The sequence below is a fragment of the Pseudomonas frederiksbergensis genome (assembly GCF_000802155.2).
In the GTDB taxonomy this organism is placed as follows: domain Bacteria; phylum Pseudomonadota; class Gammaproteobacteria; order Pseudomonadales; family Pseudomonadaceae; genus Aquipseudomonas; species Aquipseudomonas frederiksbergensis_A.
The window spans coordinates 44,904-70,101 of record NZ_JQGJ02000021.1; the positions used below are offsets into that span (position 1 = coordinate 44,904).

The 25,198-nt window shown below is 59.7% G+C and carries 20 protein-coding genes and 4 pseudogenes; 6 read left to right on the top strand and 18 right to left on the bottom strand.

Translation table 11 applies throughout. The features are described from left to right. Positions 1-155 precede the first annotated feature (155 nt). From JZ00_RS25555 to JZ00_RS25590, 7 genes and pseudogenes are all read right to left on the bottom strand, one after another. Entirely contained in the window at positions 156-707 is a 552-nt protein-coding gene (locus tag JZ00_RS25555) for an STY4534 family ICE replication protein (RefSeq protein ID WP_039594018.1), read from the bottom strand. A 319-nt stretch (positions 708-1,026) separates the two neighbouring features. Continuing rightward, positions 1,027-1,859, bottom strand: a pseudogene (locus JZ00_RS25560) (phosphoadenosine phosphosulfate reductase domain-containing protein). Positions 1,860-2,003: 144 nt separating this feature from the next. Further along, positions 2,004-2,366, bottom strand: a complete 363-nt coding sequence (locus tag JZ00_RS25565) for a DUF3085 domain-containing protein (RefSeq protein WP_039594019.1) — start codon at positions 2,364-2,366, stop codon at positions 2,004-2,006. 83 nt (positions 2,367-2,449) lie between these two features. Next, a pseudogene (locus JZ00_RS25570) lies at positions 2,450-3,252 on the bottom strand (GTPase). A 308-nt stretch (positions 3,253-3,560) separates the two neighbouring features. Continuing rightward, positions 3,561-4,263: pseudogene (locus JZ00_RS25575) on the bottom strand (DUF5983 family protein). Between the two features lie 1,603 nt (positions 4,264-5,866). Next, a complete protein-coding gene (locus JZ00_RS25585) occupies positions 5,867-7,891 on the bottom strand; it encodes a DNA topoisomerase III (protein ID WP_039594020.1) in 2,025 nt (674 codons plus the stop codon). Between the two features lie 430 nt (positions 7,892-8,321). Then, positions 8,322-10,637: an ATP-binding protein gene (locus JZ00_RS25590; RefSeq protein WP_307847764.1), complete on the bottom strand. Its 2,316-nt coding sequence runs from the start codon at positions 10,635-10,637 to the stop codon at positions 8,322-8,324. A 460-nt stretch (positions 10,638-11,097) separates the two neighbouring features. On the opposite strand from JZ00_RS25590, the gene JZ00_RS25600 reads away from it, so the two are divergent. Beyond that, the gene (locus tag JZ00_RS25600) at positions 11,098-11,295 is read left to right on the top strand and encodes a DUF7740 domain-containing protein (protein ID WP_039594059.1); all 198 of its coding nucleotides are present in this window, start codon (positions 11,098-11,100) and stop codon (positions 11,293-11,295) included. Positions 11,296-11,500: 205 nt separating this feature from the next. Here JZ00_RS25600 and JZ00_RS25605 read toward each other — a convergent pair whose 3' ends face one another. The 11 genes and pseudogenes from JZ00_RS25605 to JZ00_RS25655 form a co-directional block, all read right to left on the bottom strand. Next, positions 11,501-11,896 (bottom strand): single-stranded DNA-binding protein, encoded by a 396-nt coding sequence (locus JZ00_RS25605; protein WP_019689279.1) that lies wholly within the window; start codon positions 11,894-11,896, stop codon positions 11,501-11,503. Further along, positions 11,893-12,408 (bottom strand): DUF3158 family protein, encoded by a 516-nt coding sequence (locus tag JZ00_RS25610; protein WP_024718099.1) that lies wholly within the window; start codon positions 12,406-12,408, stop codon positions 11,893-11,895. The genes JZ00_RS25605 and JZ00_RS25610 overlap by 4 nt, the downstream gene beginning before the upstream one ends. Beyond that, a complete protein-coding gene (locus JZ00_RS25615; RefSeq protein WP_039594022.1) occupies positions 12,405-13,229 on the bottom strand; it encodes a PFL_4669 family integrating conjugative element protein in 825 nt (274 codons plus the stop codon). The genes JZ00_RS25610 and JZ00_RS25615 overlap by 4 nt, the downstream gene beginning before the upstream one ends. 617 nt (positions 13,230-13,846) lie before the next feature. Then, positions 13,847-15,033: pseudogene (locus JZ00_RS25620) on the bottom strand (STY4528 family pathogenicity island replication protein). Beyond that, positions 15,033-15,593: a DUF2857 domain-containing protein gene (locus JZ00_RS25625; protein ID WP_039594060.1), complete on the bottom strand. Its 561-nt coding sequence runs from the start codon at positions 15,591-15,593 to the stop codon at positions 15,033-15,035. Before JZ00_RS25625 ends, JZ00_RS25620 begins: the two are co-directional and overlap by 1 nt. Positions 15,594-15,604: 11 nt before the next feature. Next, positions 15,605-17,329: a ParB family protein gene (locus JZ00_RS25630; protein ID WP_039594024.1), complete on the bottom strand. Its 1,725-nt coding sequence runs from the start codon at positions 17,327-17,329 to the stop codon at positions 15,605-15,607. Continuing rightward, positions 17,322-17,582: a hypothetical protein gene (locus JZ00_RS25635; RefSeq protein WP_039594025.1), complete on the bottom strand. Its 261-nt coding sequence runs from the start codon at positions 17,580-17,582 to the stop codon at positions 17,322-17,324. The genes JZ00_RS25630 and JZ00_RS25635 overlap by 8 nt, the downstream gene beginning before the upstream one ends. Continuing rightward, positions 17,566-18,429 (bottom strand): ParA family protein, encoded by an 864-nt coding sequence (locus JZ00_RS25640; RefSeq protein ID WP_024718093.1) that lies wholly within the window; start codon positions 18,427-18,429, stop codon positions 17,566-17,568. Before JZ00_RS25640 ends, JZ00_RS25635 begins: the two co-directional genes overlap by 17 nt. A gap of 36 nt (positions 18,430-18,465) precedes the next feature. Continuing rightward, on the bottom strand, positions 18,466-18,678 hold the full coding sequence (locus JZ00_RS25645) for an AlpA family transcriptional regulator (RefSeq protein WP_024718092.1): 213 nt from the start codon (positions 18,676-18,678) through the stop codon (positions 18,466-18,468). Positions 18,679-19,172: 494 nt separating this feature from the next. Further along, positions 19,173-20,066 carry a LysR family transcriptional regulator gene (locus JZ00_RS25650; protein WP_039594026.1) on the bottom strand — a complete coding sequence of 298 codons (894 nt, stop codon included), beginning with the start codon at positions 20,064-20,066 and terminating at the stop codon, positions 19,173-19,175. Positions 20,067-20,745: 679 nt separating this feature from the next. Continuing rightward, a complete protein-coding gene (locus JZ00_RS25655; protein ID WP_039594027.1) occupies positions 20,746-21,606 on the bottom strand; it encodes a helix-turn-helix transcriptional regulator in 861 nt (286 codons plus the stop codon). A 299-nt stretch (positions 21,607-21,905) separates the two neighbouring features. Between JZ00_RS25655 and JZ00_RS25660 the strand changes: the two genes are divergently transcribed. The 5 genes from JZ00_RS25660 (at position 21,906) to cpaB (ending at position 25,154) form a co-directional block, all read left to right on the top strand. Beyond that, positions 21,906-22,097, top strand: coding sequence for a Flp family type IVb pilin (locus JZ00_RS25660; protein WP_030138367.1), 192 nt, complete (start codon positions 21,906-21,908; stop codon positions 22,095-22,097). Between the two features lie 146 nt (positions 22,098-22,243). After that, a complete protein-coding gene (locus tag JZ00_RS25665; protein ID WP_039594028.1) occupies positions 22,244-22,435 on the top strand; it encodes a Flp family type IVb pilin in 192 nt (63 codons plus the stop codon). Positions 22,436-22,461: 26 nt separating this feature from the next. After that, the gene (locus tag JZ00_RS25670; protein ID WP_039594029.1) at positions 22,462-22,992 is read left to right on the top strand and encodes an A24 family peptidase; all 531 of its coding nucleotides are present in this window, start codon (positions 22,462-22,464) and stop codon (positions 22,990-22,992) included. A gap of 2 nt (positions 22,993-22,994) precedes the next feature. Then, positions 22,995-24,323 (top strand): P-loop NTPase family protein, encoded by a 1,329-nt coding sequence (locus JZ00_RS25675; protein ID WP_039594030.1) that lies wholly within the window; start codon positions 22,995-22,997, stop codon positions 24,321-24,323. Positions 24,324-24,338: 15 nt separating this feature from the next. Beyond that, complete coding sequence (gene cpaB / locus JZ00_RS25680) at positions 24,339-25,154, top strand: Flp pilus assembly protein CpaB (RefSeq protein ID WP_039594031.1); 816 nt, start codon at positions 24,339-24,341, stop codon at positions 25,152-25,154. The last annotated feature ends 44 nt before the right edge of the window (positions 25,155-25,198 follow it).

Below are 25,198 nucleotides of genomic sequence, written 5' to 3' on the forward strand. Positions count from 1 at the left end.
CAGGAAGAAGCCCATCTGCATGTCGGTCGTACCGATGCGGATGGATACGCCAATGGCGTAATAACCCAATAGGCAATGAAGGAAGTCCGGGGCTAATGTTGGCCCGATATCAACCGCACGAGGGTTGAATCGAAGGACCACCCCGGCGTTACGGATCAGAACGACTCGGCCAGTACCGGTGTTTGTGCATCGGTGGCTTCGTCGACAGGTTCTGCAACAGGCTCGGAGATTTCCGAAGCGGGTGCTTCCTGGCTGACAGGTGTTTCGGAAGCCGCTGGGGCTTGCGATTCGCTTTCATCGGCCTTGGTCGATTTCGGCTCGGCCTTGTAAACCAAAGCACTGTCGACCTTGATCCAACTGATGAACAGCAGACGGGCCTTGAGGCTCACTCCCTGTTCGCCTGCACGTTTACCTTTGGTGTAGGTGAACGTATCAGCCCACAGGTCGCTGAGTCGGAACCCGATCATCACTTTCTTCTCCGCCTCGACGGCCTCGATGCAGCGACGAACCAGGTGTTGTGCTTCCGAGCCCGATACGCGCGTATCAAAACGCACGTACGAGACGTTGTCGCTCGGACCATTGAGCGCTGCGATATCGCAGGCCAGGAACGGATCACCTTTCTTTGGCTTCACTTCGCGAACGCGATTGAGATAACCGAGGCCGGTGATGTGAAGATCGAAAAAAGTTTTTTCGGATGAAGTGGTCATGGTGAATCTCCAGACTGGCAGGACAAGAGTGCGGAGACACACCGACCCGGACGGGAGGTGTGTAACCCCCGCGTGGGTTGATGGATCCTGGGATCAGGTACAACTAGACTGGCATCACCATCGAAGACTCGATGGGCGTTCGCATCTGGGATGCCGAGTGCGAACTGGATTGATCAACGCGGACGGAACCGCGCCGTAGTCTTGAAGATCGTGACCACCTGGGCATGTTGCTGACAACGTCAGCGGAACATGGCTGTAACGTGGCACCCGTGGGATGTGCCCGCTACCGGAAATCGGTACTGGCGTGCATCCCCATTGTTCAGTCACCACAAAAATAGGCGATGGACGCTTCGTCGGAATCGAGCATGTCGCGCTGGTGGGCGGCGAATCGGGCCAGGTCGGCATAGGTCGGGCCATCGTCGCGAAAGCGGGCGCCGCTGGGTTTGCTGGCAAGACTCAAAGACTCCATACGTATCCACCAGACGGCGGACCCCGGTTTGGCCTTGAACAGTGCCAGCCGCTGTCCCTGCGGCTTGAGAAAGCACAGATCGCAGTTGCTTTCGAGCGCGCGGCCGTTCACGGTCAGCAATGCCAGATCGAAGGGCTGGGCCTACCAGAAGGCGGTCACCTCGCGCACGCTCACGCCAGCCTCGGCCAACGGCATGCACATCGTCTCTCTGCTGGACTCTGTGGAATGACCGCGCGTCCTGATCTTCGCCACGCGGCGCTGCTCGTCAGCCCGGATGCCGATGAACTGATCCCAGTCGGTCCAACCCAAACTGCGTACGAACTTGTGCATTTCACGGATTTTCAGGGAGGTGGTGCAGCCCCCATCTACCGGGTTGGGCAGGTACTGGCGCTTGCGGATTAGCGCCTCGAAGGGTTCGCCTTGCCGGCTGTGGCTTGCGAAATCGACCACCGTGACGCATCGCGGTATTCGAGCCAGTGGATCGGCACCTGCCACCGTACGCTGCACTCGCGCACGAAACGCAGCGTGGCCTCCACTTCCTTGCCGGTGTTGGCGAAGCAGACTACGGTATCCGCAGGCAGGCCCGCATTGGCTTGCAGCACTCGCCACAGCATGTAGGCGCTGGTGCGACCGCCGCTGAAACTGATACAGGTGGGTTGGTCAATCTTGAATGGGTCGCGCATGTGAGCTGTCTCCAGGCTGGTGTGCCGACAGGCACCGACGGCAGAGGGAACTCCTTGTGAAGGGAACGAGAGACAGGCATGCGGTAACATGGCCGTTGTTCAGAAAAAGGCCCCCGGATGGAGGCCTTGTGATCAGGTGGTGAGCTAGCCTTTACCAGGCTTGGACGCAACGGCTTGCAGCGAAAGCTGTGTCGGCGTGGCCGACAATTCAAGATCGTCTTCACTGTTGAGGATGCGGGTGAAGACAGCATCGTGAGGATCAAGAAGCTCCCCGAAGTCATCCCCGCCAAGCTCGGTGCGGGCGAGTTCCCACCAGTCATCGAATGGATCGATGTCGGGATCGCAGCCAACGGCGTAGGCCAGCAGTTTTTGCTGCCCTTCGGGTGTACGCTCGCCGAACTCGGCCAGGAAATACACCCCATGATCCTTGGCGAGGATGAGGCGACCCTTGTGAGCGATAGCCTCGGCCAGCACGGGACGCAAATCTTTACCTTTGAATCGCAACATGGTGGTCTCCATTGCTTGAGGAAAATGCTTCCCGCCAGGAAGGCAGGAAGCTGGACAGGTAAGGAGTGGTGTTGGGCGACTGATCAATGCCGGATCGGCTTGCGCCCGTCCGACAGGATTTCCACCTGGATCTGCCGCCAATGCCCGTCGTCGATCAGGTGTTCCAGCGTTTCGCCGAGCATGTCAAAGTACACCTCGTCCACGCGCTGGATGAGTTCATCAGCGTGGCGCAACTCCACGGCGTAATGGTCGCCGGCACGGTCATAGAGCACCGTAACGCGGCCCTGGAATTTCTCCGTGGAGACCGTGAAGCTGATCGCGGGTGGCGTCTCGATGATGTTGTTGGGCAACGGGTCGACCCAGGTGAAATCCCTGGCCTTGGCATCCACCAGGAGGTGGGTGATGCGCCGGAAACCATCGGGAGCGGGCAGTTGCTCCAGTTGATGAACGAGTTCCTGCAACTCCGGGCAACGCAGTTCAGGGGCCGGCAACTTGGCCGGTGCTGATCCGAGAATGTGTGTCTCCACCGTGTATGGAGTGCCGTCTGAGGCCACTTCTGTGCGCTCTTCGGGCGTATCCGCGCGAAGACCGTCGAAGCGGCGACGAACACATAGGGTTGGACTTGTACCTTGGTGCCTTCGTCGGGTTCCTGGCTCACCTGGTGGCGATCCAGTACGGCGAATTCGGCACGACCGATCTTGACCACAATGACCTGATCGGTCTTGGCGACAATTTTGCCCTCGAAGGGCTGCGGGTCCATACGGACGCCGAGCGAGGATTCCTGCGGAAGGTCTTCGTAGATGCGGAACTTGAAGCTGCGAACATTGCGCGGAACATGGGCCGACACCAACGCTGGTATCTGCGTGCGAATGGATGAGTGATCCATGGGGAGACTCCTTTGAGGAAAACAAGGGACTCCTGCCCGCAGGGAGGGTATCCCTTGGGGGGGGGTAAATAGATGCTGCGTGCATCAGGGAGCACAGTGACCAGCGCGCAAAGCCGCACCGAAGTCTTGAAGGTCTCGACTACCTGGGATGGTGCCGGCTACGCCAGCAAACCTGTGTGCAGAATGACATCTGCCACACGGCGGTAGGCCCGCGTCAATCGGCAACCGGCGTGCCCCGTATTTGTCGTTTTATCCGAGCAGAAAAAAGCCCCTCGGTTGAGGGGCTAGAAGGTATGTCGTGGCAAGGGTCATTCTTCGTACAACGGCAAGCCGTCGAGTACCGGTGCGTCGGCGTCGAAGATTAGGATGCGGGCATCAGCCAGCGCGGCCAGAAGAACATTCACCAGCGACTCCGGCATGCCTTTGTCGCATTGTGCCGCAATTGCTCGGCGGTGATGCTTCGACGTACTGCAGGTTGGCATCGGTCCAGGGCGTGGCAATCACCTTGACGCCGATCGCTGGGCTGTATGGGATCCGGAAAGCGACGAACAGAAAGCCGATCGGCGTGGCGATGTCTGCAAGCTCTGTCAGGTAGCAACCCGCTTCTTCGGTGATGTGCGCCGTGCTGATTTCCCAGCATCGGCTGTAGAAGCAAGTCTCAAAAGTCAGGCGCCGTACAACTTCCCGCGCGTCCTCAGCGGCGTAGGTATCGCCGATGTGGATGGGCTGCCCGGCATCGCCGCCGAGGACGGCGTAGACCACCGAGCGGACGATTCCTTCGGTTTGGCACTTTGCCTCAAGGTCGTCGCCGACCTCCTGGCCTTCCGTGATCAGCGCGAAGTCGTTGCATAGGATGCAGGGAAATTGCGCGATTTGATCGTCCAGAAGGTGTGCTTGGCTGGGATGAAGTTGCCGCCGTACGGGCGGGCTGTCGTCTTCATAGGTGACGCAGAGAGTACGAACGACATGCAGGTTTTGGTAGCCTCGGATGAAAGGATTGGGAGTCTGCATGGTATTTCTCCAGCAGAGGTTAGGCGGAGCCCATCCCCAACTGGGGATCGGGTCCCAGTGGGTGAATAAATGCAGGTGCTTCAGTCGAAGCACTCAGCTCGGAGGTATCAAGCAGAAGCTGCGCAACGTGCGCTCGCAGGATCGCTTGAATATGCAGGTCGGAGATGCCGACAAGTAGGCTCACCGTCTAGCGCTTGAGTAGGCATGATGTTTCATCGATCTGGTTCTGCAGCACGGCCTCGCGCAGTTGTTCGCCGAGATTCAATGCCTGTGTTGAGTCGTGGGTGGAATATCACCTCGTTGCTGATGACGCAGCCATGGCCGCTGAACTCGAATAGTCGTGATTTGCTGCACAGTGCCATGGGAGCCTCCAGAAAACGATGCGCTATAGGCGCGGTGGATTGAATTCGCGTAAGCCGACACGACGGCAGTTCTGAACTGGTTAATGCCATGCGGCGAATGCAGAAACGCGGGGTTGCGCGGGAATGAAGAGCATCGGCGCTAGGTGTGGCGCACGTCCGCGTAAAACGATGCGAAACGGACTGGATCGGTCTACGTGGAACCTCCACGTTGCAGTCTGAGGACCGTGGCTGCTGGCATGGTGCTGACCGGAGTTAGCAACAGATGGTGGCAGAATGGCAAAGCGGCTTCATGGCGTCTGCCGACAATAGGCTTTTTACGCACCCGTGTTATTGCAAGACCTGTTGCAGGTGTCGTCCGAGCTAGGCCGCAAGACACGGCCATTGAGTTGCCAATGGCTTTGCAGCGAGGTGCACGCGATACGGCACCAGGGTGTAGTCGTCCGGTATGCCTTAAAGGCGGCACTCCTTGGGCATTAGCCGGAGCCCGCGTCATTGGTACCTGTCCGCTGTGCCGGGGTATTCCCGTAGTAGCAGAAATAGGGTTTCGTAGTTCGGCACCGGTATGGGGCTTTCGTCATCATTACCGGTGCTGACGCCTAATTATGGCTACATGCCACTCACCCTGTTCGGCGGCCAAGTGCATGACTTTGATGCGGCGGCACACGCTGCCGTACCGAAGGGGTTGAAGGTGCATATGTCCATCTTCTGTTCTGGTTGTGGCGAAGTCACCTGGTTCTGGACAGGTCGCAGGCAGACGGCGTTCAAGATGCAGAGAGGAACAAGGCGCTGGAGGCAGTACGTCTCCAGCGGGGGACAGGGATACCACCTGTGGCTGTCGCAGGGACTCTGGCCGTCGTCAACGCCTGTCGCTGGAGCAGATCTCACCCGACCCGTTTCGTGGCTGGGGTCGATATCTTTCGGCGCACATCCGCGCACAAAAGGAGCCCGTTGTTGCACCGGCGGGCACCGGGGGAGAACACCGTCGTCCCCGAAGGGTCTCCTGGCATCTCGCGCTCAAGGTGCCAGGAGACCCTTCGGGCCGGACGTAGAGAGTGCCGATCAATAGGCCGTGCATCCGGCCGGGCAGGAAAGCACCTTCAATCCTCCCGACGACACGAGCCGCTGGAGAGGTACATGCCATTGCAGAAGGCGGGGGCATGCTTGGGATGCCCCGCGGGTAGCGGGGCCATGCCTGACAACCGCTGGAAAACGCGGCTGGGGCAGGACGTGTCTGGCAGGCGTCAGGAAGCTCTGGGAGCGATCCGCCGCTTGCGCGAAGCGGCTCGCTTGCCACCGGACGATTCGATTGCTACGGTGCCTTTACAGTCGGGATAACGGTTGCACGACCAAAAAGGGCCGGTTTTTCCGGTGCGCTGCCGCGTCGCTGCACCACACAATGGGCACGCCGGACCTTCGGGAATCTGGATGGACAAGGTGATGTCACGGTACTGTTGCACCAGTTGCGTGATCCAGACCGATTGCTTCTCGATGAAGGTGTCCAGGGTCAACTGACCGGTTTCGATCATGTCCAATGCCTGTTCCCAGATGGCGGTCGTGCCCGGGTCGGCGATGGCCGCTGGAACTGCGTCGATCAGGGTGAAAGCCGCCTCGGAGGCGCGGACGGATCGACCTTTTTTGACCAGGTAGCTTCGGCCCAGCAAGCCGTTGATGATATTCGCACGGGTGGCCTCGGTGCCGATGCCCGTGGATTCCTTCAACTTCTGTTTCAGGCGTGGGTCGGTCACCAGTTTGGCGACACCCTTCATGGCTTTGATCAACTCACCCTGCGTGAACGGCTTGGGTGGCAGTGTTTTCAGCGCTTTCAGATCGACTGAGCCGACCTGGCAATGTGTGCCCTCGGATAGCCGCGGCAGGACCTGGCTACGTTGGGTAGGCTCGTCGTCCGTATTGTCGGGTGCTGCTGGTCCGCTGTTGATTAACGCCAGGCGCCATCCCAGGACGGCAACCTGCTTACCCGTCGCCTGCAGTGTCTGGCCGCCGCCTGACATCGTGGCGACTGTTCTGTCGAACTCATGGTGAGGTAGAAACTGGGCCAGGTAATGCGAACGGATGAGCCGATAAACGGCTTGCTCCTTCTCCGACATGACAGAAAGGTTGGTCGGCTCCAGCGTGGGAATGATGCCGTGGTGAGCAGTGACTTTCTCGTCGTTCCAGGCGCGTGAGCGTTGGGTGCGGTCGAGTTGGTCGAGCAAGGGGCGTAGGCTGGGATCAGTGGCGAGGATGGCGTTGAGTACCGTCGGCACTTCGGCCAGCATGCTCTCCGGCAGGTAGCCTGAATCCGAGCGAGGATAGGTGGTCGCCTTATGCGTCTCGTACAGCGATTGCGCGATGTCCAGTGTTTCTTGCACGTCGAGGCCAAACTGGCGCGAACAGACCTCCTGCAACGTGCTGAGATCGAACGGGAGAGGCGCGACTTCGCGGACCCGCTCGGTTTCAACGGACAATACCTGCGCCTCACGAGCGCCGCCGATTTGGCTTACTGCCTGCTGGGCCGTTCGTTGGTCCAGGCACCGACCTGCAGCATCGGTGGTGGCGTCGGGCGGCATCCAGTTCGCGGTGAAAGAATTGCCGGCGTACGATAGCTGCACGTCGACGGACCAAAACGGAACTGACACGAACCGCGCGATCTCGCGGTCGCGATCAACCACAAGACCCACCGTGGGCGTCTGCACACGACCGACTGAGAGGACGCCCTGGTAACCGGCTTGGCGGCCGAGCACCGTGAACAATCGGCTGAGGTTCATGCCGATCAACCAATCGGCACGAGAGCGGGCGAGTGCCGAGTAATACAGCGGCAGGGTCTCGTTCGAAGGCTTGAGCGCGTCCAGCGCTTTGCGAATGGAGGCGTCATTCAATGCCGACAGCCACAGCCGTTGAATGGAGCCACGGTAGCCGCACAGATCGATGATTTCGCGGGCGATCATTTCGCCTTCGCGATCAGCATCGGTAGCAATCACCAGTTCGCTGGCCTGGCCGAGCAATTGTTTGACGACCTTGAATTGCGCGGCAGTGGAGGCCTTGACCTCGCTGCGCCAGTGCTCGGGAAGAATGGGAAGCTGTTCAATGGACCAGCGCTTGTACTGCTCACCATAGGCTTCCGGTGGTGCCGCCTCGATCAGGTGACCGATGCACCAGGTCACGACAATGCCTGGTCCGTTGTAGCAGCCAGTTCCGCGCTGTTTCGCACCCAGCACACGCGCGATGTCTTTGCCTTGCGAAGGCTTCTCGCACAGATACAGGCGCATGCAACCTCCTCGGAAATAGCGTGGTATCCATCGAATGAGCATCAGCATGTCCGTGGAGACCGCGAGAGACAGCAAACAAGGTGGATTCGATAATGACCGGCTTGTTGGCCCTGGGAGACAAGATTGCGGGAGTTGAGTCCAGGGTAGTTCAGGAGATCGCCAGAGCAGGCGCTTCGTTTTGGGCGCGCGCGTGGACCTCAGTGGACGTCCATGGCGCTATACCCTGGGTATAGCGGTGTCCGCTGAAAGCCGGTACTTGGGAGGCCGATAGGCGCTGGCGCATTGAGGGCGACCATCGGTTGCTACAGCCGCCCTCGGATCAGGCATCCGGTTCTTCACGCCACTTCAGATAGTCACCCACACGAAAGAAGCCAGCAGCGGCCGCATTGCGCTCAAGCGTCCATGCTGTCTCGCCAGGACGGATCAACACCTATAGGTCTTCGGAGACGTGCGCTGTCGGGCCATCACAAGAGGCTCCTTGACGACCATCGGGCGGGTCGACTGCTTCGAGGTCGCCGTCTTCAAGTTCGTCATCGCCAGAGTACTCCTGGTCGTCAGCCTCCCAGGGCTTTGCAGCCCACAGGGCATGAAGCTCTTCATCGCTCAGATCCTCGCGCAGCAAGTAGCACAGTGCGTCAGGATGGACCTCTTCAATCTGTACATTGAATCGCGTGGCGAATCGACGCCGTGCAGCCTCTTCGGCCTCGGTCTGGGCTTTCTCATAGGCTTCGATCTCGGCCCAATACGTGGACTCTTCCTCGTCGTACTTGATCTGCGCTGCGATACCTTGTGCTGTGTCAACCCGGTGCTGCGCCTCGATGAGCTTCTGGTCAGCCTCGGCACGCGTCAGGACCTCCGACCAGTCGGGTGCCGGGGAGCCGGTGTCAGCCACAGTAAGAAGCGTGTTCTGGTAGTCGATGAAGGCTATGTTTTCGCCAGGAACCGGGTCGACGACGACAGGGTCGTTGCTGACATCTTCGATGGTCGGGGGAAGGCCGCGTTTCTCGCGACCGCTGCCGGCACGGTCGACCAGATAACGTTCACGCCAGGCCTCGCCGCGCGCTCGCTTTCCATCGCCCTCCATGCTCGTGGTGTACTTCATCAGCCACAGGTGCATATAGCGCTGGCGTTGCTCGCTGTGTTGCAGCGCCAGGTCATGGAAGCGACGATAGAACGCTTCATCGTGGCCGCAGTCGAGGCTGTCGCCTTCGTGGGCAACCTCGTGCTCGATGAGAGAAAAAATATAAGCAGCGCTCCTGAGCGGACTGGACTTGAGCCGCTTCACAAGGGTCACGTCGACGGCGATGTAACTGCTGCCGTCGGTCCACGCCTCGGCGATGTTGGACTGCCCGAGCAGAATGTGAAGCGATTTACCCTCACGCACTTGCCCCCCGTACGCAGGCTGGCCACCCGTGCACAGGGCGGCGTAGTGATGCAGGCACCAGCGCAAAGCAGTCCAGGCGCGGCGTGTCTCGCGATCGAGCGCATCTTTCTCGGTCACGATGCTGGTCCGCTCAATGAACGCGTCGCGCAGTGTTGAAAACGCGATCAAGTCCGGCACGTAGAGGCCGTTCAGCCACCAGTACGGTGTGCCGTTCTGCTCCACGTCGTGGCGCAGGTTGGCGTGGACCCGAATGATGCAGTCGAGAAAATCCTGTGCGTTGTAGCAGCCGAAGCGGTCGAGCGTGGTGGGGTGAACAATCACGGCGATACCTTCGCGGGCGATGGCTTCCCCCTTCGGGACCTCGAAGGCATTTTCTACGACCGCGAACCTGCCGCCTTGCCGCTGGTTGTGGCTATAACGGCATTTGCGCAGAAAGTCCTCCAACGACACGTGCCGCTTGCCGGGCAGAAGCGTGACGACCTCTTCCCTGGAGTAGATTTGAACGATGTTGGCATCGCCCGAAAGCAACGCCCGCGCAGATTTTTCACGGCGAGCCTCTGTTTTACGGTGATCACCAAGACGGGACTCCGTCTGGTCAGCCATCTGGCCAAATTGCCTGGCAATTGATTTCCACACCGGGCAGGTCTTGCGCAGGATTTCGGTGCGGGAGACGTTCAGGCCGATTGCCTTTTTGGAAACGATGAGGCCGCCAGCACCCCACAAATGCGCGGGATCGTGACGCACCAGTACGCCCTTGTTGTAGATGGCAACCGCGCCGTCCGCTTTCACCCGATACCAGGCGAACTCGTCCTCGGCATCCCAGCGCTCGGTGCGCGGATCGCGGGTGATGCGCTGGCCATTCAGCTCAACGCTGACGGGGGTGTAACGCACCAGGTCCCGAACCTCCTGGATGGCCGACATCAGCTCCGCATCACTCAGGACTTCGTACCAGTCGCCAGAGATCGAACAGCCCGGCGACGCGTCCTGGAGGTAGTCAAGATCGTAGTGATAGCCCATCGCACGTGTATCGACGGTCATCCTCCAGGCATTGGAGCGCCAGACTGTCTTGGCATGCGCCATGATCTGGCCGCGCCCGAGGCGGAAACGGCCGTAGGTGGCGTCGCCTTCATCGTGTGGCGTGCCGAACCGACCGAAGTACCGAACGACATCGTCGCGGCTGGCAAAGCCCTGGCCGTCGTCGCTGCAGGTGTAGCCACTACGGGTCAGTGAAAGATGCACAGAGCTGGCCCTGGCATCGACCGAGTTCATTAGCAACTCGATGAGGGCTTTGCCGATGGAGCCCGCCTGGCTGTAAATGATGTGATGGATGATCTGCGGATCGAGCTCGAATGGCAGACGCATGGACCCTCCTTGTAGCGTTAGGTCAAGATATTGATGAATACGCCGTCCATTTCATTGCTGATCGCAATAGAGTCCGGCATTCGACCTGTGCACCGGGAGAGAATGGACACGCGACCATTGATGCCGGTGATTACCGGGGTTGTCGAAAACCTAACCGAGCCATCGCTCATCCGTATTCAGCGTGAGTGGGTGTGAGCAGATCGACGTAAGCGGCGAGTGATGGAGTGCTCAGGAGGTTCAAGCGTGTCGTGAGATGGAACATCGGGGGCATCGTCATGTACCGCGGACAGCAATCTCAGTGGACGTCAGTGGAGCAACTTGAGATGATTCAGACCCAAGCGGGTGGGTACAAAGTGGTGAGACAGCGAGTAATGGCCATTAAGCTGCCCCCTGATCAGCCGAAGAAAGACACTATGCAATGGGCCGAGCGTTAGTGACGATTTGCAACGAGAGTGAGGTGATGGCGAAGACACTTACCGATGCATACCTGGTGCTGCTGTTGGCGGCGACCATCCACGGTACGGATGCCGCCGTGCGGGATACGGCGAAGCGCTGTGCCAAAACGCTGCCGAGAAGCAGGCGGGAGGTGATGTACCAGATAGTCGACAGCAAGGAACCGCTCAAACTTGTGTTCCATATCGCGGAAAATTTGGACTGATGTGGCAAGCGAGAAGCGTCTGCAAGAGTAGCCGGAAGCGATGAGGCCGCGAATGGAGGCCGTAAGGTTGGTTCTCCGGAAACTTCTCCATGTGCCGCGAGCGGTGGATCTCAGTGGAACGCCATGGACGCTGGCTGTTGCCCGGTGAGCGACTGGTGGTTGACGCAATCGCTCAACGGGAAAGGGGCACGCAGGGCGGGAATGATCACTCGTTCTCGGCTGGCTCCGCTGCCGCGGGCTTGGCCCCGAGCACGACAGACTCAATGCGATAAGGCAGGATGCCAGCGCGACGCGCTTCGATCTTGAAGGTCACGCGCTCGTTTTCGTCCGCATCCTCCCAATCGTCTTTCACCGCCCGACCTTCGACCAAGACGCGCATGCCCTTCTGGTACAGCGCGGCCCAGCGCTCGGCGTCGCGATGCCAGATCTCGACCGGCGCCCAGAACCCACCGCGATCTTCAAAGCCCTCCTTGGTAGGCACGGGATTGTCGAAATAGACATTCAGGCGTAGCAGCCTGCGCGGCTCATTGTTGCCGTTCGGAAACTCGCGGAATTCTGGCGCAGAACCGATGTTGCCCTCGCCGTAGAAATGCGTGCTCATGGGTGCGACTCCTTGGGGGTGGTGGCGTGGACACGCCGTTGGTAAGCCCCCTCGACGTGGACCAACTTGCTGGCGCACTCCGAGGTTTGGCGAACGATGCTGTGAGTGAGGCTAATCTGCAGGTTCAGCACGATGCGCTGCACCTCCATGGCGTAGAGGTCGTCGATCAGCGATGCCGGTGTGCCGGGGCTGGCAAGCAGCTCCTCCCACAACGCCGTACCCATGCGCGAGCGATCAAGGTTGCGCCAGCGCAGAAAGGTCGTGCCTGCGCCAGTGGTTTGCTGGGCCAGTTGCACAGGAAGGAGGTTGAAGGGGTGGCTGCGGGCCTGCGACAGCACCTTGCGCTGCGCCAGTCCGATCAGATCGTCCCGCAGTGCTTTGCACTGGCTGGCCCAGGTCGCAAGCTCCCCATTACCTTTAAAAGGTTTTAAAAGGCCTTTTAGGTAGCCTGCGTGTTCCAGCCGCTGGAAGTCCGCCTGTTCCAGTGCCAAGAAGCGGTTGGATGCGGTCATGCTGGGTGGTCCTCGCGGTCCAACGAGACGGAAGAATCTTCGCCCAGAGGTCTCCCGGCAGATACGGCTGGCTCAGCCGCGTCGGGTTCACCGGCTGGCGCAATATCGGAGGTTGTTGACGGAGTTAGCGCCGCAAAAGGGGCACGACGGATGAGCGGCGGTGCGAAGCGTGAACGGCGCGTGCCTTCCAGCACGTCCTGCGGCAGTTCACCGTATTTCTCCAGGGCGGCACGCGCCGCGGCGTTGTTTGCGGCGAAATCATCGCGCTTCGTACCGGAGTAGCGGTACTGCTGCGCCAGGCTGAAAAGGCTGCGCAGCGCATGTGCGCCCTCATTGAGCCAGCGCTCAAGGGTGCTGCGCTCAATCAAGGCGGTGTGATGCGCCAGGATCAGGCGCCGGGCCAGGTCGTCGTAGTCGGCCAGCAGATAGACCGCCATGAAGCCGAGTTGCGAGGCCACGAACAGGGGTAGCTTTACCGGCTGGACGTTGAGGTTCTCGCCCAGACTGAGTGCCGCCGGCACATCGGCCAGCGCCTGATCAACCTGTTCGCGTAAGGTCTGAAGCTGTTCTTTGGTGGCGCTGAGCTTGTCCTCAATGCGCAGCATCCACCAGTCGGAGTACGGATCATCCTGCTCGGCGCCGCGTTTGAGCTTGGTCATGATGGCGACAAAGCCGTTGAGCCCGACAATGCCGGGTTTGCCCTCGGAGGGCGCGCGTCCATGCCAGATGCGAGATGCATGATGGGTATGTAGCGTTAGCGACATGGCGCTGCGCAGTGACCCAAGGTTCAACTGCAGGGGAGATTCGGGTTCGGTGGCCATCGTGACGACTCTCGGTGAAGAAACGAGTCGCCAGCATCGGCATTGGCCGGAAGGGTGTCAGTCATCAAACCGCACCGCATGACCGCCTGTTTGTGAATTCGCACTGCCGCAGTGGAATCTTGCACCTCCCTGCGGATGAGAGGGTGGCGTGAGGCATTCTGCGTCCGTTGCCCGACACCGTTGCCGGAAGGCAGCCTGTTCAACTATACCAGTGGTATAGGCGACGGTGGCTTTCGGTGGACTCTTCAAGCTGATGACCTGAGGCTGGAGGTGATACGTTGCAAGGAAGGCAGTCTGTTCAACTATACCAGTGGTATAGGCGACGGTGGCCTTCGGTGGACTCTTCAGGCGAATGACTCTGCGGCTGGAGGTGATGCGTTGCAAGGAAGGCAGCCTGTTCAACTATACCAGTGGTATAGGCGACGATGGCCTTCGGTGGACGCTTCAGGCGGAAGACCCCGGGGCTGGAGGTGATGCATTGAAGGGAAGGCAGTGTGTTCGACTATACCAGTGGTATAGGCGATCATGGACGTCGTTGGACTTGCTGGCAGAGGTATAGGACAAACCCTGAGGTTGAGCATTGGCAAAACGCCATTGACGCCCCGTGGGTGCTGCTTTCACCTGCCGAGCAGAGAGCGCAGCCTTGCGATGTTCTTTCGGGCGACTTCAGGGGCGACAGCCTGCGTTGGCGGTGGCTGTGAGGGCTGGCTTACCGGGGGGCTGGTTGTCTTCTGACCGACCCAGGCGTGAAACTCACCCTTCATGGCCTTCTGAATGATGCCAAACAGGTAGCCCGCAGGGCTACGCACCGAGCTTGCCCGACACCGCCCATCCCATTCGTCGAGGATGGCCTGGTGCAACTCGGTATCCACGGGCTGCAATGCAGTCAGCGCGCCTAATTGCTGCTCTGCTTTGAGTGACAGGAAGCGTTCGGGTAGGCGAAGTTTCCCCCGCTCGCGCGGTACTGTACGTACTTCTTTTAATTCTTTTTCTTTACGTACAGTACTATCGGTCTTCGGATTCCGAAGTGAGTCGGTTTTACTGGGTTTTACGCCTGCTTCGGATTCCGAAGTCGGGGGGGCGGATTCCGAAGTAAGTCTTTGGGACCTTCTTCGGATTCGTGGTCATCCCCAGGTTGTGGATAACGTTGCTCTTCGGTCCAGCCTTGCGCAGCCAATCGCTGCGACAGCACCCGGAGCCTGCTCGGCAGTATCCGCCCGCTGAGCAGCGGGTCGTCGGCCATTTCTTTGAGCGTGTGCACACCGACACGCTGGACGGACTTGCTGGCGCGATTCAATGCCTGGCTGACCAGACCCAAATAATCCGGGTCGAGCTGAATGGCTTCATAGGGCGTCAGGGGCTCGTCATGCAGCACATAGAGATTGCCCTGTATTTGTCCTGTTTTCGGATCACGACGGCGCCTCACCAGACTGATCCAGCGCGTCAGGCGCAGCAACGTTAGCGCACGCGCGACGGTCTCATGGGACGCACGGGCCGTGCACGGCATTGAGGCCAGATAGGGGCAGAGCTGATCGTAGGTGGGGAAGGCGGTGACCCCGTCATCGTTGAGCAGCAGACGAAAGACCTGCCAGGCATTTCGTTCAAGCGGGGTCAGCCGGTTATCCAGCAGCAACGCACGTGGCACGCTGTCATGGCGGTTGCCGCTGAAGATGAATCCATCAGAGGGAGGGGTTGCCGGAGTCGGCGCCGGTGTTGTGTCCGGGGGAGGTTGCATGTGCTGCAGTGCCTGGTCGAATAGCTCCCCCAGCGATACGGGACCGCGTGAATGACGTGGACTGCCCATCAGACCAGCCCTTCATCAATCCACCCTCGGATAGCGCTCCAGATCACTGAGATGGGCAGGCCCGTGCATTCGGCAAGATCGGCTGTAATCACCAGCACTGCCATGTCGTCGTTCAACGCGGTGCCACGGCCTTTAACGGTCTCTGACCAGCGATGCCAGAGATCAGCGTCCTGTTCTTCTGACAGGACCGGATGCCGGCCCTTGCGTTTCGGTAGCCCGATGACGTCGCGCCTGAGGGCGATCTCCTGGTGAGTCAAACCGTAGAACTTGCTGATGAGTTCCGTGCTCGCGCCCAACCGCAGAAGCCGATCGATTTCTTCAATCTCCCGGGTGACATCATTCACTTGGCTCAGGAGATGATGCAGCACCTCCTGGTTCACGCTCACTGAGCACCATTTAACGGTCGCGTTGGCCAGGAGACTGGCCATGGCCGGGTGCTTGAGCGCCTCCAGCGCCGTGTCGTCGAATCCCATGGATTTTGCCCGGCGCAGCTGGCCGTTGCGCAAATCATGGAGTGCTTGCGCGATCACGGCCTGATTGAGCGGATGGGGATCGGGCATGGCGGCCGTCCTCATGATCCGTTCATGGCGGTGTCGCCATCAGTGATGCGGGCCTCGATGTCCAGCAATCGCCTGGCAAGCCTCAACAAGCGGAAAAGCTTCACCAACCCACTGTCGCTCAGACGCACGACTTGCTGCGATGAGGGCGTGCGCACCTGCCCCAGTAAAAGAGTGCCCAGGTCCTCGGCCAGTTGTGCTGTGTTGATGCGTACAGGCAACGTGCCGACCGGCTGATAGGGGGCGCTCAAGGCATGCAGCAGTGACAGTAACGCGCCAGGGAGATTTGATGGCGTGTCCAACTCGCCAAACGTTCGTGCGCACGTGAAGCCGATGCCCTCGTTGCAGGCGGCGATGCCATCATCCCGACCCGCTTCGTTGGCGATCTCACGCGCGAATTGAGCGATGTGGATGCGCAACCGATCGGGTGTATCGAGGCTGGGATCGATGTACCAGACATCCGAGATCGGATAGAGACCTCCCGCCTGGACAGGGATGGCCTGCAGGACGTTTGTTCCGAAATCAGGTGGTGCCTCGCCGGTGTGGTCAGCCACCAGTCGCTGGATCGACTGCAGGCGATCGGTGGTCTCGGCAGGCGAAACGATATGTTCCTGAAACAAGGCCGAGCGATCGTCCTTGTCCTGTTGATCCTCAACCGCGTCGGCCGGAGGACGTGTTGCCGATACACCTTGGAGCGTATGGGGCTCGCTTGCAGATGTTCGGGATGTCTCCGTCGTCCGCGGTGTGGATGCTGACGGAGGCTGTGCGACCGTCGATGGCAATGTTGGCTGGCTCGTGGGTGTCTGTCCGGTAGTCGCCGTGCTGGACGTGTTGTGGGGGGCACTATTTAGCAGTTGCCAGCGTTTCTCGGAATCGGTGATCTCGAATGCCAGCGTGTCATAGTCCACCCCAAGCAAATCGGCCATTTGACCGATCAGCTCATCCTGTACTCGCTGCGCCGCAAAGCTCCCTGGGGAGTCAAATACCATCAGGACGTCCTGGAACAGCGTCGCAAAATCAATGCTCGCACTGTTTCTGGTCATGCGCGCATCCCAGATCCGGGAACCGGCCCTACGCAGGCTGGTCAGTTGCTCGACTTGGGGGCGCCCGAGGCCGGCATAGAGCACCTTCGGTATCGCGGGCAGCAGGAACTGGATGGCCTCCTGCATGCGGCTGATGTGGGGCTGAGGCACGGGGTAGCCATCAGCCTTGAGGCGTCGGGCAAGCTCTGACTGCGACAGCGATTTACCATCCTCCTGCTCATAGAGCTCACGGACTTTTTCAACACCCATGGCACGTTCGATAAACGACAGGCCACCGTGAAGTTCGTTTTCTGCCAGATGTCCCGTCAGGGCAACGATCTCACCGCGCTCCGGCCATGGGCGGAACAGGCAGCCGATACGGAAGAATCGCTCGTCTTTGCTCTCACGCCACAGATCGCGCAGTACCGCCAGGCGCGTGTTGCCGCCGTTACGGATGATGTAGTGATCGGCACCGGGGCGTCGGGTGATCGGCGGGGGGGCATCCAGCCCTCGCTGGCGGATGGACGCTTTGATCTCCTCGTACAGCGGATTGCGCGTCAGCCTCGGATCGAGCTCATAGGAGCGCAACTGGTCCAGCGTCACCACCATTGGCGTGTCGGCGATCGGATCGCTCATCGAACTCGCTACCGGGCCGTTGCGTGTGAAACCATCGCTCAGGAGCTTGCTGGCGATGTCTTCTGGGGAGGCATCAGTCATAGTCAGCCGCCTCCTGGACATGGTGCTCGACCACGGTGGCGTGACGTTGTGCGCGCCGCAGCATGGCGCGCGCATTGCATTCTGCCCGGTGATCGCTGGCTGTCGCGCTGGTATAAATCGGCGGTAAGCCCGGCTTGACCAATTTCAAGTGCCCGCCAGGTGTTCGGGAGACATTCCAACCCTCGCTCAGGGCATGTTCAATCAGCGGAAGGAGTCGCTTGTGGCCACGGGCCAGTTCATGGGCGTTCGACATGAGAATGTCTCCCCTCACACTTCCCGGTGACCAGGGCGAACTGTTCCTGCCATTGCGGGCACAGTTCGCTGGCCAGCCCGCGGACAATGTCCAGTGCGGCTGCCGCGACTCGGCCAGTGGGCCGTCGGTGCTCAACCCTATGGACCGGCAAACCACGCGTTGCCGCTCGGGGAAATGCCTCGATCGCGGGGATCTCGGTACGCAGGACGTGAACCCCTTCCTGATCTCGGTAGATCAAACGCAGTGTCTGTTGGATCAGCTTTGCATTGGCTGACACCGCGGGTACGCGGTTGAGCAGGAGATGAAGGTGTGGCGGGTTAATGCCCAAATGCCTATAGGGGGCGATGTCTTCGATGAGCTGCAGAGTGCCTCGGCGCATTTCACGCGCGGCGAGGATCTCGGGGGTTACGGGCGAGACCGCCTGCTCGGACGCCAGCACGGCCATCTCGAGCAGCACACTGCGAGCGCCTTGAGTATCGAGTAGCACCAGGTCGTAATGCGGCTGTAACACCGGTAGCAGGTGCCGCAGTCGAAGCCGCCCATCCGGGGCATGCAGCAAGAGGGTGTTTAACTGTCGATGCGCGTCATTGGACAGAATCACGTCCAGCCGGTCTATGACGGTGCGCGATACCAGCCGCGCAATGTCGCGCTCGTTGAATGCCAGCAGCTCATAGATCCCGCATGGCGCGCGACGGGCAAGCTCGTAGTAGGATGACAGCGTCGGCTGCATATCAAGATCGAGCAGCAGAACCCTTAGGCCGGCATCGGCAATAAAGCCGCCGAGGTTCGCGGCTACGGTGGTTTTTCCTACGCCGCCTTTGGTCGAGATAACAGAAATCACCTGCATGGCGTGCTCCTCTTTGGTAAGGAATGGGGAGCTCAGTCAGGCGCGTTCTTTAAGACGGTCAGTGATCCACTGGTCGATCTCAGCGGAGTCCCAGCCAACGGCACGGACGCCAAGTTTTATGGCTTTGGGGAATTGTCCCGCCTTCATGAGGCTGTAAAGATAGGCACGCTTGAAGCCTGTCTTTGCCTCGACTTCAGGCCGGCGGAGAATGCGCCGCTCCGTAATCGGAGCCGAGTTCTGTTCAGACATAATGGTCACTCCTTAATGCTCAGTGGCACGTGTTGGGCGTGACCCGTATTGAATCGATGTCACCCCTGACGCACATCAAACAATAGGATTGTGCTGACCGTCGTATTCATGCTTCGTCATTGAAGCTAAGGCTGCGAGGCGAAGCATTGCGGCCAACGCTATCCGTGGAACTGACACTGTTAAAAGGTTCGGCGTCTTGATAAATAGTCCGTCTGGCGGACGCTCGCTGTTTAATCTATGCGCGAGTGAGCGCGACATTTTCTATCATGCGGGCGACAAAAAATGTCCGTCAGTAACGGTAGGTTGCGATTGACAAGCGCTACAAGCTAGCGCGCTTGTGCATGAGCCGGTGCACACCAAGAATTCAAAGGCTATCCCCATTATCTCGCGACGATGAAGGGAATATTTGGGTCGTGCCCCAGACAAAAATGTATGGAACTTAATGTGAGAGTCCAGATCTGAGGATTGGGTGATCATTCTTGCTCACGCATCGGTCATGCTTCCCCGATTTGTTGCGCTCTTTTAATGAAGCGCTTCAGCTCTGCTGAAATTGGCCTCTCCGGTACAACGATGAATGTTGCCGTGTCGGGGATATCGTCGATAGCCGGCCGAACAATGACGTCAGGGTGGTTGTAAATGGAAAGCTGCGATTCCAACCCGATACCAATGCCATAGCCAGCGGCCACCAGCATCATCATGGGCTCATGACCAGAAACATGTTCAGCAATGTTGGGAGAGGGCAGCGAGTCGTCCTCAAACCAATGATTAATGACATTACGTCCGCCGGCGCAACGTTCAGGATGGCAGAGAATCAGGGGGTACCGGAGTGCTTCCCCAAGAGGCACTTTATCCAGGGAAAGCAGTGGATGGTGAGTCGGAATAGCAATGGCAGGGCGTTCGGCCCAAACCCTAAACTTTGTGAGTCCATTGGTGGCTACTGTGCTGTCGACAGTGAAACCCGCATCTATCTCGTCGTGTAAGAGCGCTTTGTGCATCTCGTTGACAGTCATTTCAACAATCCGAATCTCGGTGGTAGGTTCCTCCTCTCGGCATCGAGCCAGTAGCTGTGTCAGCCGAGGCTGAGCCAGGCTATCGGCGATGGCTATACGTACCCTGCCGCGATAGCCCTGGGAGGCCGATTGCACTCGTGTCAGGGCGTTATCCATGAAGGCAAGTACGCGGCGAGCCTCTTCACGGAAAATCTCCCCAGGCCAAGTCAGCTGTATACGCCCCTTGGTGCGATGGAGCAGTCGGACACCGAGATAGGATTCAAGATCTCTTATGGCTCTGGACAACGGGGAAGGTTCGATGTGAACTCTGGCCGCCGCACGAGCAAAGCTTTGTTCTTCAGCGACGATAAGGAAATAGCGCAGGTGACGTATTCTCATGGTGTATCTTCCTTGTTGGTTGTTGACATGCTCTTTGACCGCGAGCAGTGCTCTGTTATTCGCGCACTGGTAGTGGTTTCGGTGAATTGCTGTGTGATGCAATCCATAAGTTTTGACGTGGCCAAAGTGGACATGCACAAATCGCAATTGTGTGACTGCTTCCTGAAGTGTTGATCCTACCGGCGCCGCTGCGTGACCCTGCCGTTGCGAAAGGTGCTTGATCGGTGGGGCGGGCCAGCCGTGCGCGTTGGTGCTTTGCCGAGCGCAGATCACTGCTGGCAATCGCCGAGACGTTGCGTTACGAGCGGGGCTTGGGCTTGGGCTGGTCTGAGGATGAGGGGCGGCCTGTCATGACACCCTCACATGCACTGCCGAGCGACCGTCTCGTTGGGGCAACGAGGTCTTATTGCCCCTCCACGAACAACTCGCCTCAGGGACGTGTGAAGGGTGAGTCATGGTTGTTGTTGGCCGTCTGTGGCCATCAATGGAAAAAAACTTGGTTTAGGACTTGCCAATGGGCCAGAACAAGTCCACAATAGCGTCCATTCCTGAGATAGGAAGCAAGGAAAACCTTTTTAAATCATAAGGTTAGAGGCTAGATTCTAGTCCCGTTTCCCGCTCCAAATTCAAGAAAACGCCGCTCATTAGAGCGGCGTTTTTTTATGCGCGCAAAAAACTCCTATCCCTCCAGGCTTTGCACCAGGCTTTCCAGCGCCTCTTCATCGGGGGGCGGCGGTGCAGCGCTCGAGCAGCGTACCTGGTACGCGAGACGGTATTCACTGGGCGTGCAATTGGCGTACTGCTTGAAGGCGCGGGCGAAGTAGGACGGGTCCTTGAAGCCGGCCTCATAGCCAATGCTGGTGATGGGCATCTGGCTGTTGTCGAGCAATTCCTTGGCGAAGCTCATGCGCTTGTTCAGCACATAGTCGGTAAAGCCCAGGCCATTGGCCTCCTTGAACACGCGGCTGAAGCGGAACGTGGTCATGCCGCAGCGCTTGGCGAGGTCGCGCTGGTCGATGCTGTCGCGAAAGTGCTGGTCGATGTACAGCATGATGTGGCTGAGGGCCTGGTGCTTCTGGTGCCCGGAGGTCAGGCGAATGCTGTCCGGCAGCGTCGGGGAGTGGTCGATCTGGGAGGTCGAGCCTCGGCCGCCGGATTGGCGACGCAGCTCGCACAGTTGCGTCACAGCGGTCAGGTAACGCTTGCGCTCGGCGGTTGTCAGGGGAAGCACCATGTATTCCCAGACGCTCGAGCGCATGGCCCAGACGGCGAGTTCCTCGGAATGTTGCACCGTGAACATGGTGATCGGGATGGCCGGGACCGTGCGCTTGATGTCCAGCAACCGCCTCAAGCCCTGGGTGTCCGGGCGATCGAAGTGGATACAGATCATGTCGGCCTGCACACCGGTGGGCAGCAGCGCGTTTTTCGCCAGGGCGCAGTCGCACGCTTGCTCGAACTGGCTGACGAGTTCCTTGGTGGAACGGTCGTGAGTCAGATCGAACCACAACAGCTTTGGCTTTCCAGTCAGATTTGGCGCCATAGGACGACTACTCGGTGGCTCTTCCTGCCCGTTAGCTAGCAGTATTGCCAATGTGCTATCAGTTTGCCGAATTAATTTTTACAGGCCCCTCGTCCTTTAGTGCTGCGTCCCTCACGCGCCGTTGCCAGCGTTGCGCAAACAGCGGCGATCGCCAGCCGGACAATTTTACGTCCGGCGCAAAATAATCCTAGCGATGTGCAAAATCCTCCTAACGACAATACCGGCCCGCTGACTAGGGTTGCATCAGGCAGTTCGAAATGTACTGCCTCTTTGAAAACAACCCCGATGAGGTGTGCGAAATGACTCTTCAAACTATCAAGGCTTCGGTATTGAAGTTCGCCAAAGATGAAGACGGCCTGACCATTGTGGAATACGCCGTTGCCGGTGGGTTGATCACGGTGGCCGTGGCCGCGATGTTCGTTTTGCTGGGCGGCGCCGTGAACACCCGTATTACCGCGCTCTGCGCCGCCGTGAAGGGCGCTGCCTGCTGAAACCAGCACCCGCATCGCAATGGGGCCAAGCCCATCGAGGCGCCGGTTTCCAATGTGTCTGATAAAGGTTCGAAGTGTCGGCTTGATGAACTTCGGGTTGTTCTTTATCGGCCTGTTTTCGTAACCGTTCAAGTGAGGCAAACAACATGAAAGTTCAACAGATCAAAACTTCGATAGTTAAATTCATCGATGATGAAGATGGCCTGACCATTGTGGAATATGCCGTCGCCGGTGGGCTGATCACGGTGGCCGTTGCCGCCATGTTCGTCCTGTTGGGTGGTGCCGTGAACGATCGGATCACTGCGCTTTGTGCCGCAGTCAAAGGCGCTGCCTGCTAACCCCAACCGCCCTATGGAGACGCATCATGTCCATGGAATTGCTGGTAACGACGGTACTGCTGCTAGGACTGCTGGGCGTGGCGGTGGTAAGCGATCTGCTTCGCCACCGCATCCCCAACAAGCTGGTCCTGCTGGGCCTTGCCCTGGGATTGGCCAGCCAGGCGTATACCGGCGCAATCGGCGGGCTGGGCGACAGCCTGTTGGGCATGCTGATCTGTTTCGCGTTGTTCCTGCCCATGTACGCGGTGGGTGGCATGGCCGCCGGCGATGTCAAGTTGATGACCATGGTGGGCAGTTTCCTACCCTTTCATTACGCACTGTGGGCGGCGCTGTTCAGCCTGATCGCCGGCGGTGTGTGCGGTTTCCTGATTGTCCTGGCCCGCGGCCAACTGCTGCAGACCCTTGAGCGCTACTGGTTGAGCGTCCGCGCCCAGGCCTACCTCGCGCCAACGGCGGACGAGGTCGCCGGCAAACCGTTTCCCTACTCGATTGCAATCCTGATCGGCACTTTGAACAGCGTTTACTGGCAACTGGTTGCCGGCGGCTGGGGAGTCTAGTCATGCACGTCATCAACGATAGCGATGCCTACCCCAGTGAACGCGAAGCGGTGCAGCGCCTGGCGCCGCAGCCGTGCACCATACGCGACACCGGCCTGAGCGACAGTTTCCTCGGCGAACTGGTGTGCAAGCACCTGCACGATGGCGGAGTACTGGACATGTCGCGGCTGGTGGAGCGCCTGGCCCTGACCGGCGCGGTCCTGGAGGAAGTCCTGGCGTTCCTGCGCAAGGACGGTCGCGTCGAAGTGCTCGGCCAATTGGGCCAGGCCGGCGGACAAACGCTGCGTTATGGGCTGACCGAACGCGGCCGCAGTTCAGCCCGCGACGCCTTGGCCCGCAGCGGCTACATCGGCGCGGCGCCGTTCCCGGTCAGTACCTATCGCTCGCTGATCAAGATCCAGACCATTCACCACGGTCGCATCACCGCCAAGGACATGAACCAGGCCCTGGCCGGCATGGTGCTCAGCCAAGGCATGCTCGATCAACTGGGTGTCGCGCTGAATTCCGGGCGGGCGATCATGATCTACGGCCCGGCGGGCACCGGCAAAACCTACGTCAGTAGCCGTTTGATCCGGCTGTTCGCCGAGGCCATCTGGGTGCCTCACGCGATTGTCATCAACGAATCGGTGATCGAGATCTACGACCCGCAGGTGCACCAGCGCCTGGACGACAACAGCCAGACGAACAACCTGATGCTCAACGAAGGCATCGATCGTCGGCTGTTGTGCTGCAAGCGCCCGATCGTTATCACCGGCGGCGAGTTGACCATGGAACAGCTGGACGTGCGCTACGACCCGTTCACCCGGCAATACCAGGCTGCCCTGCAACTGAAGGCCAGCAACGGACTGTTCATCATCGACGACATGGGTCGCCAGCGCATGCCCCCGGCCGAGCTGCTGAACCGCTGGATCGTGCCGATGGAGGAAAAACGCGACTTCATCAACCTGGGCGGCGGCCGTCACTGCGAGCTGCCGTTCGACCTGGTGCTGGTGTTTTCCACCAACCTCAACCCCTTGGAGCTGGCGGACGAAGCCTTCCTGCGGCGCATCGGCTACAAGGTGCAGTTCGGCTATCTCAAGCCGGACGAATACGAGCGCATCTGGCGCCAGGAATGCGAGCGCCTGGGCATCGCACACGACCCGCTGCTGGTGCGCTATGTCCTGCAACGGCTGTATGGCGGCGAAGGCATGCCGCTGGTGCCTTGCCACCCTCGCGACCTGTTGAACATGGCGCTTGACCGCCAGCGTTACCTGGGCGGTTCCGGGCCCCTGTTGCCGCAAGAGCTGGAATGGGCCTGGCACAACTACTTCGTTCAGCTCGACTTCCTTTGATCTGGAGATACCGACATGAGCTCTCGTACGCTTCCGCTGATAGGCGTTTCCCTGGTAATGGGCCTTGGTGCCGCATGGATGGCTGACTCCTGGCTGAGCGCGCGACTCAACGCGTCCCCCGACGATCACCTGCGAAGCGTAGTGGTCGCGACGGTGGAAATCCCCTTCGGGCAAATGGTCGAGGCCCAGCAGGTCACGACCGTACGCATGCCGATGGACACGATTCCGGACGATGCGTTCGACAGCAGCGACAAGGCCGTGGGCAAGATCGCCACCTTCGACATCCTGCGCGGTGACATCGTGCGCGGTGCCCGTCTGAGCGAACATTTGGGCGGCAGCACCCTGGCCTCGCTGATCGCGCCCGACAAACGGGCCATATCGGTGCGCGTGGATGACGTGGTCGGTGTCGGCGGCTTCCTCTTGCCGGGCAACCGGGTCGATGTGCTGGCGACCAAGACCACCAGCGCCGGCAGCAACAGCGCGACGTCGCGGACCCTCCTGGAGAATCTGCGGGTGCTGGCAGTGGACCAGACCGCTGGTACGGACAAGACGCAACCGGTGGTGGTGCGGGCCGTGACCTTGGAGATGTCCGGCAGCGAAGCGGAGCTGCTGGTTACCGCACAGACCGAAGGCAAGCTGCAGCTGGCCTTGCGCAACCCCCTGAACCTGGAGAAGAAAGCCGTGGCCGTCGCGCCGCCAGCCCCTGCGCCGGTCATGGCGATGGCTGCCGCGCCGGTGCCAAGGCCAGTGGTGCAGCGCAGTGCCAAGCCGCAGGGCGGGGCGATCACGCTGATCCGCGGCGTGGAAAGCAGCGTGATCAATGTTCGCTGAATGACTGACCCGTGCCAGGCCTCCCAGGGCAGGGCGATACCGAT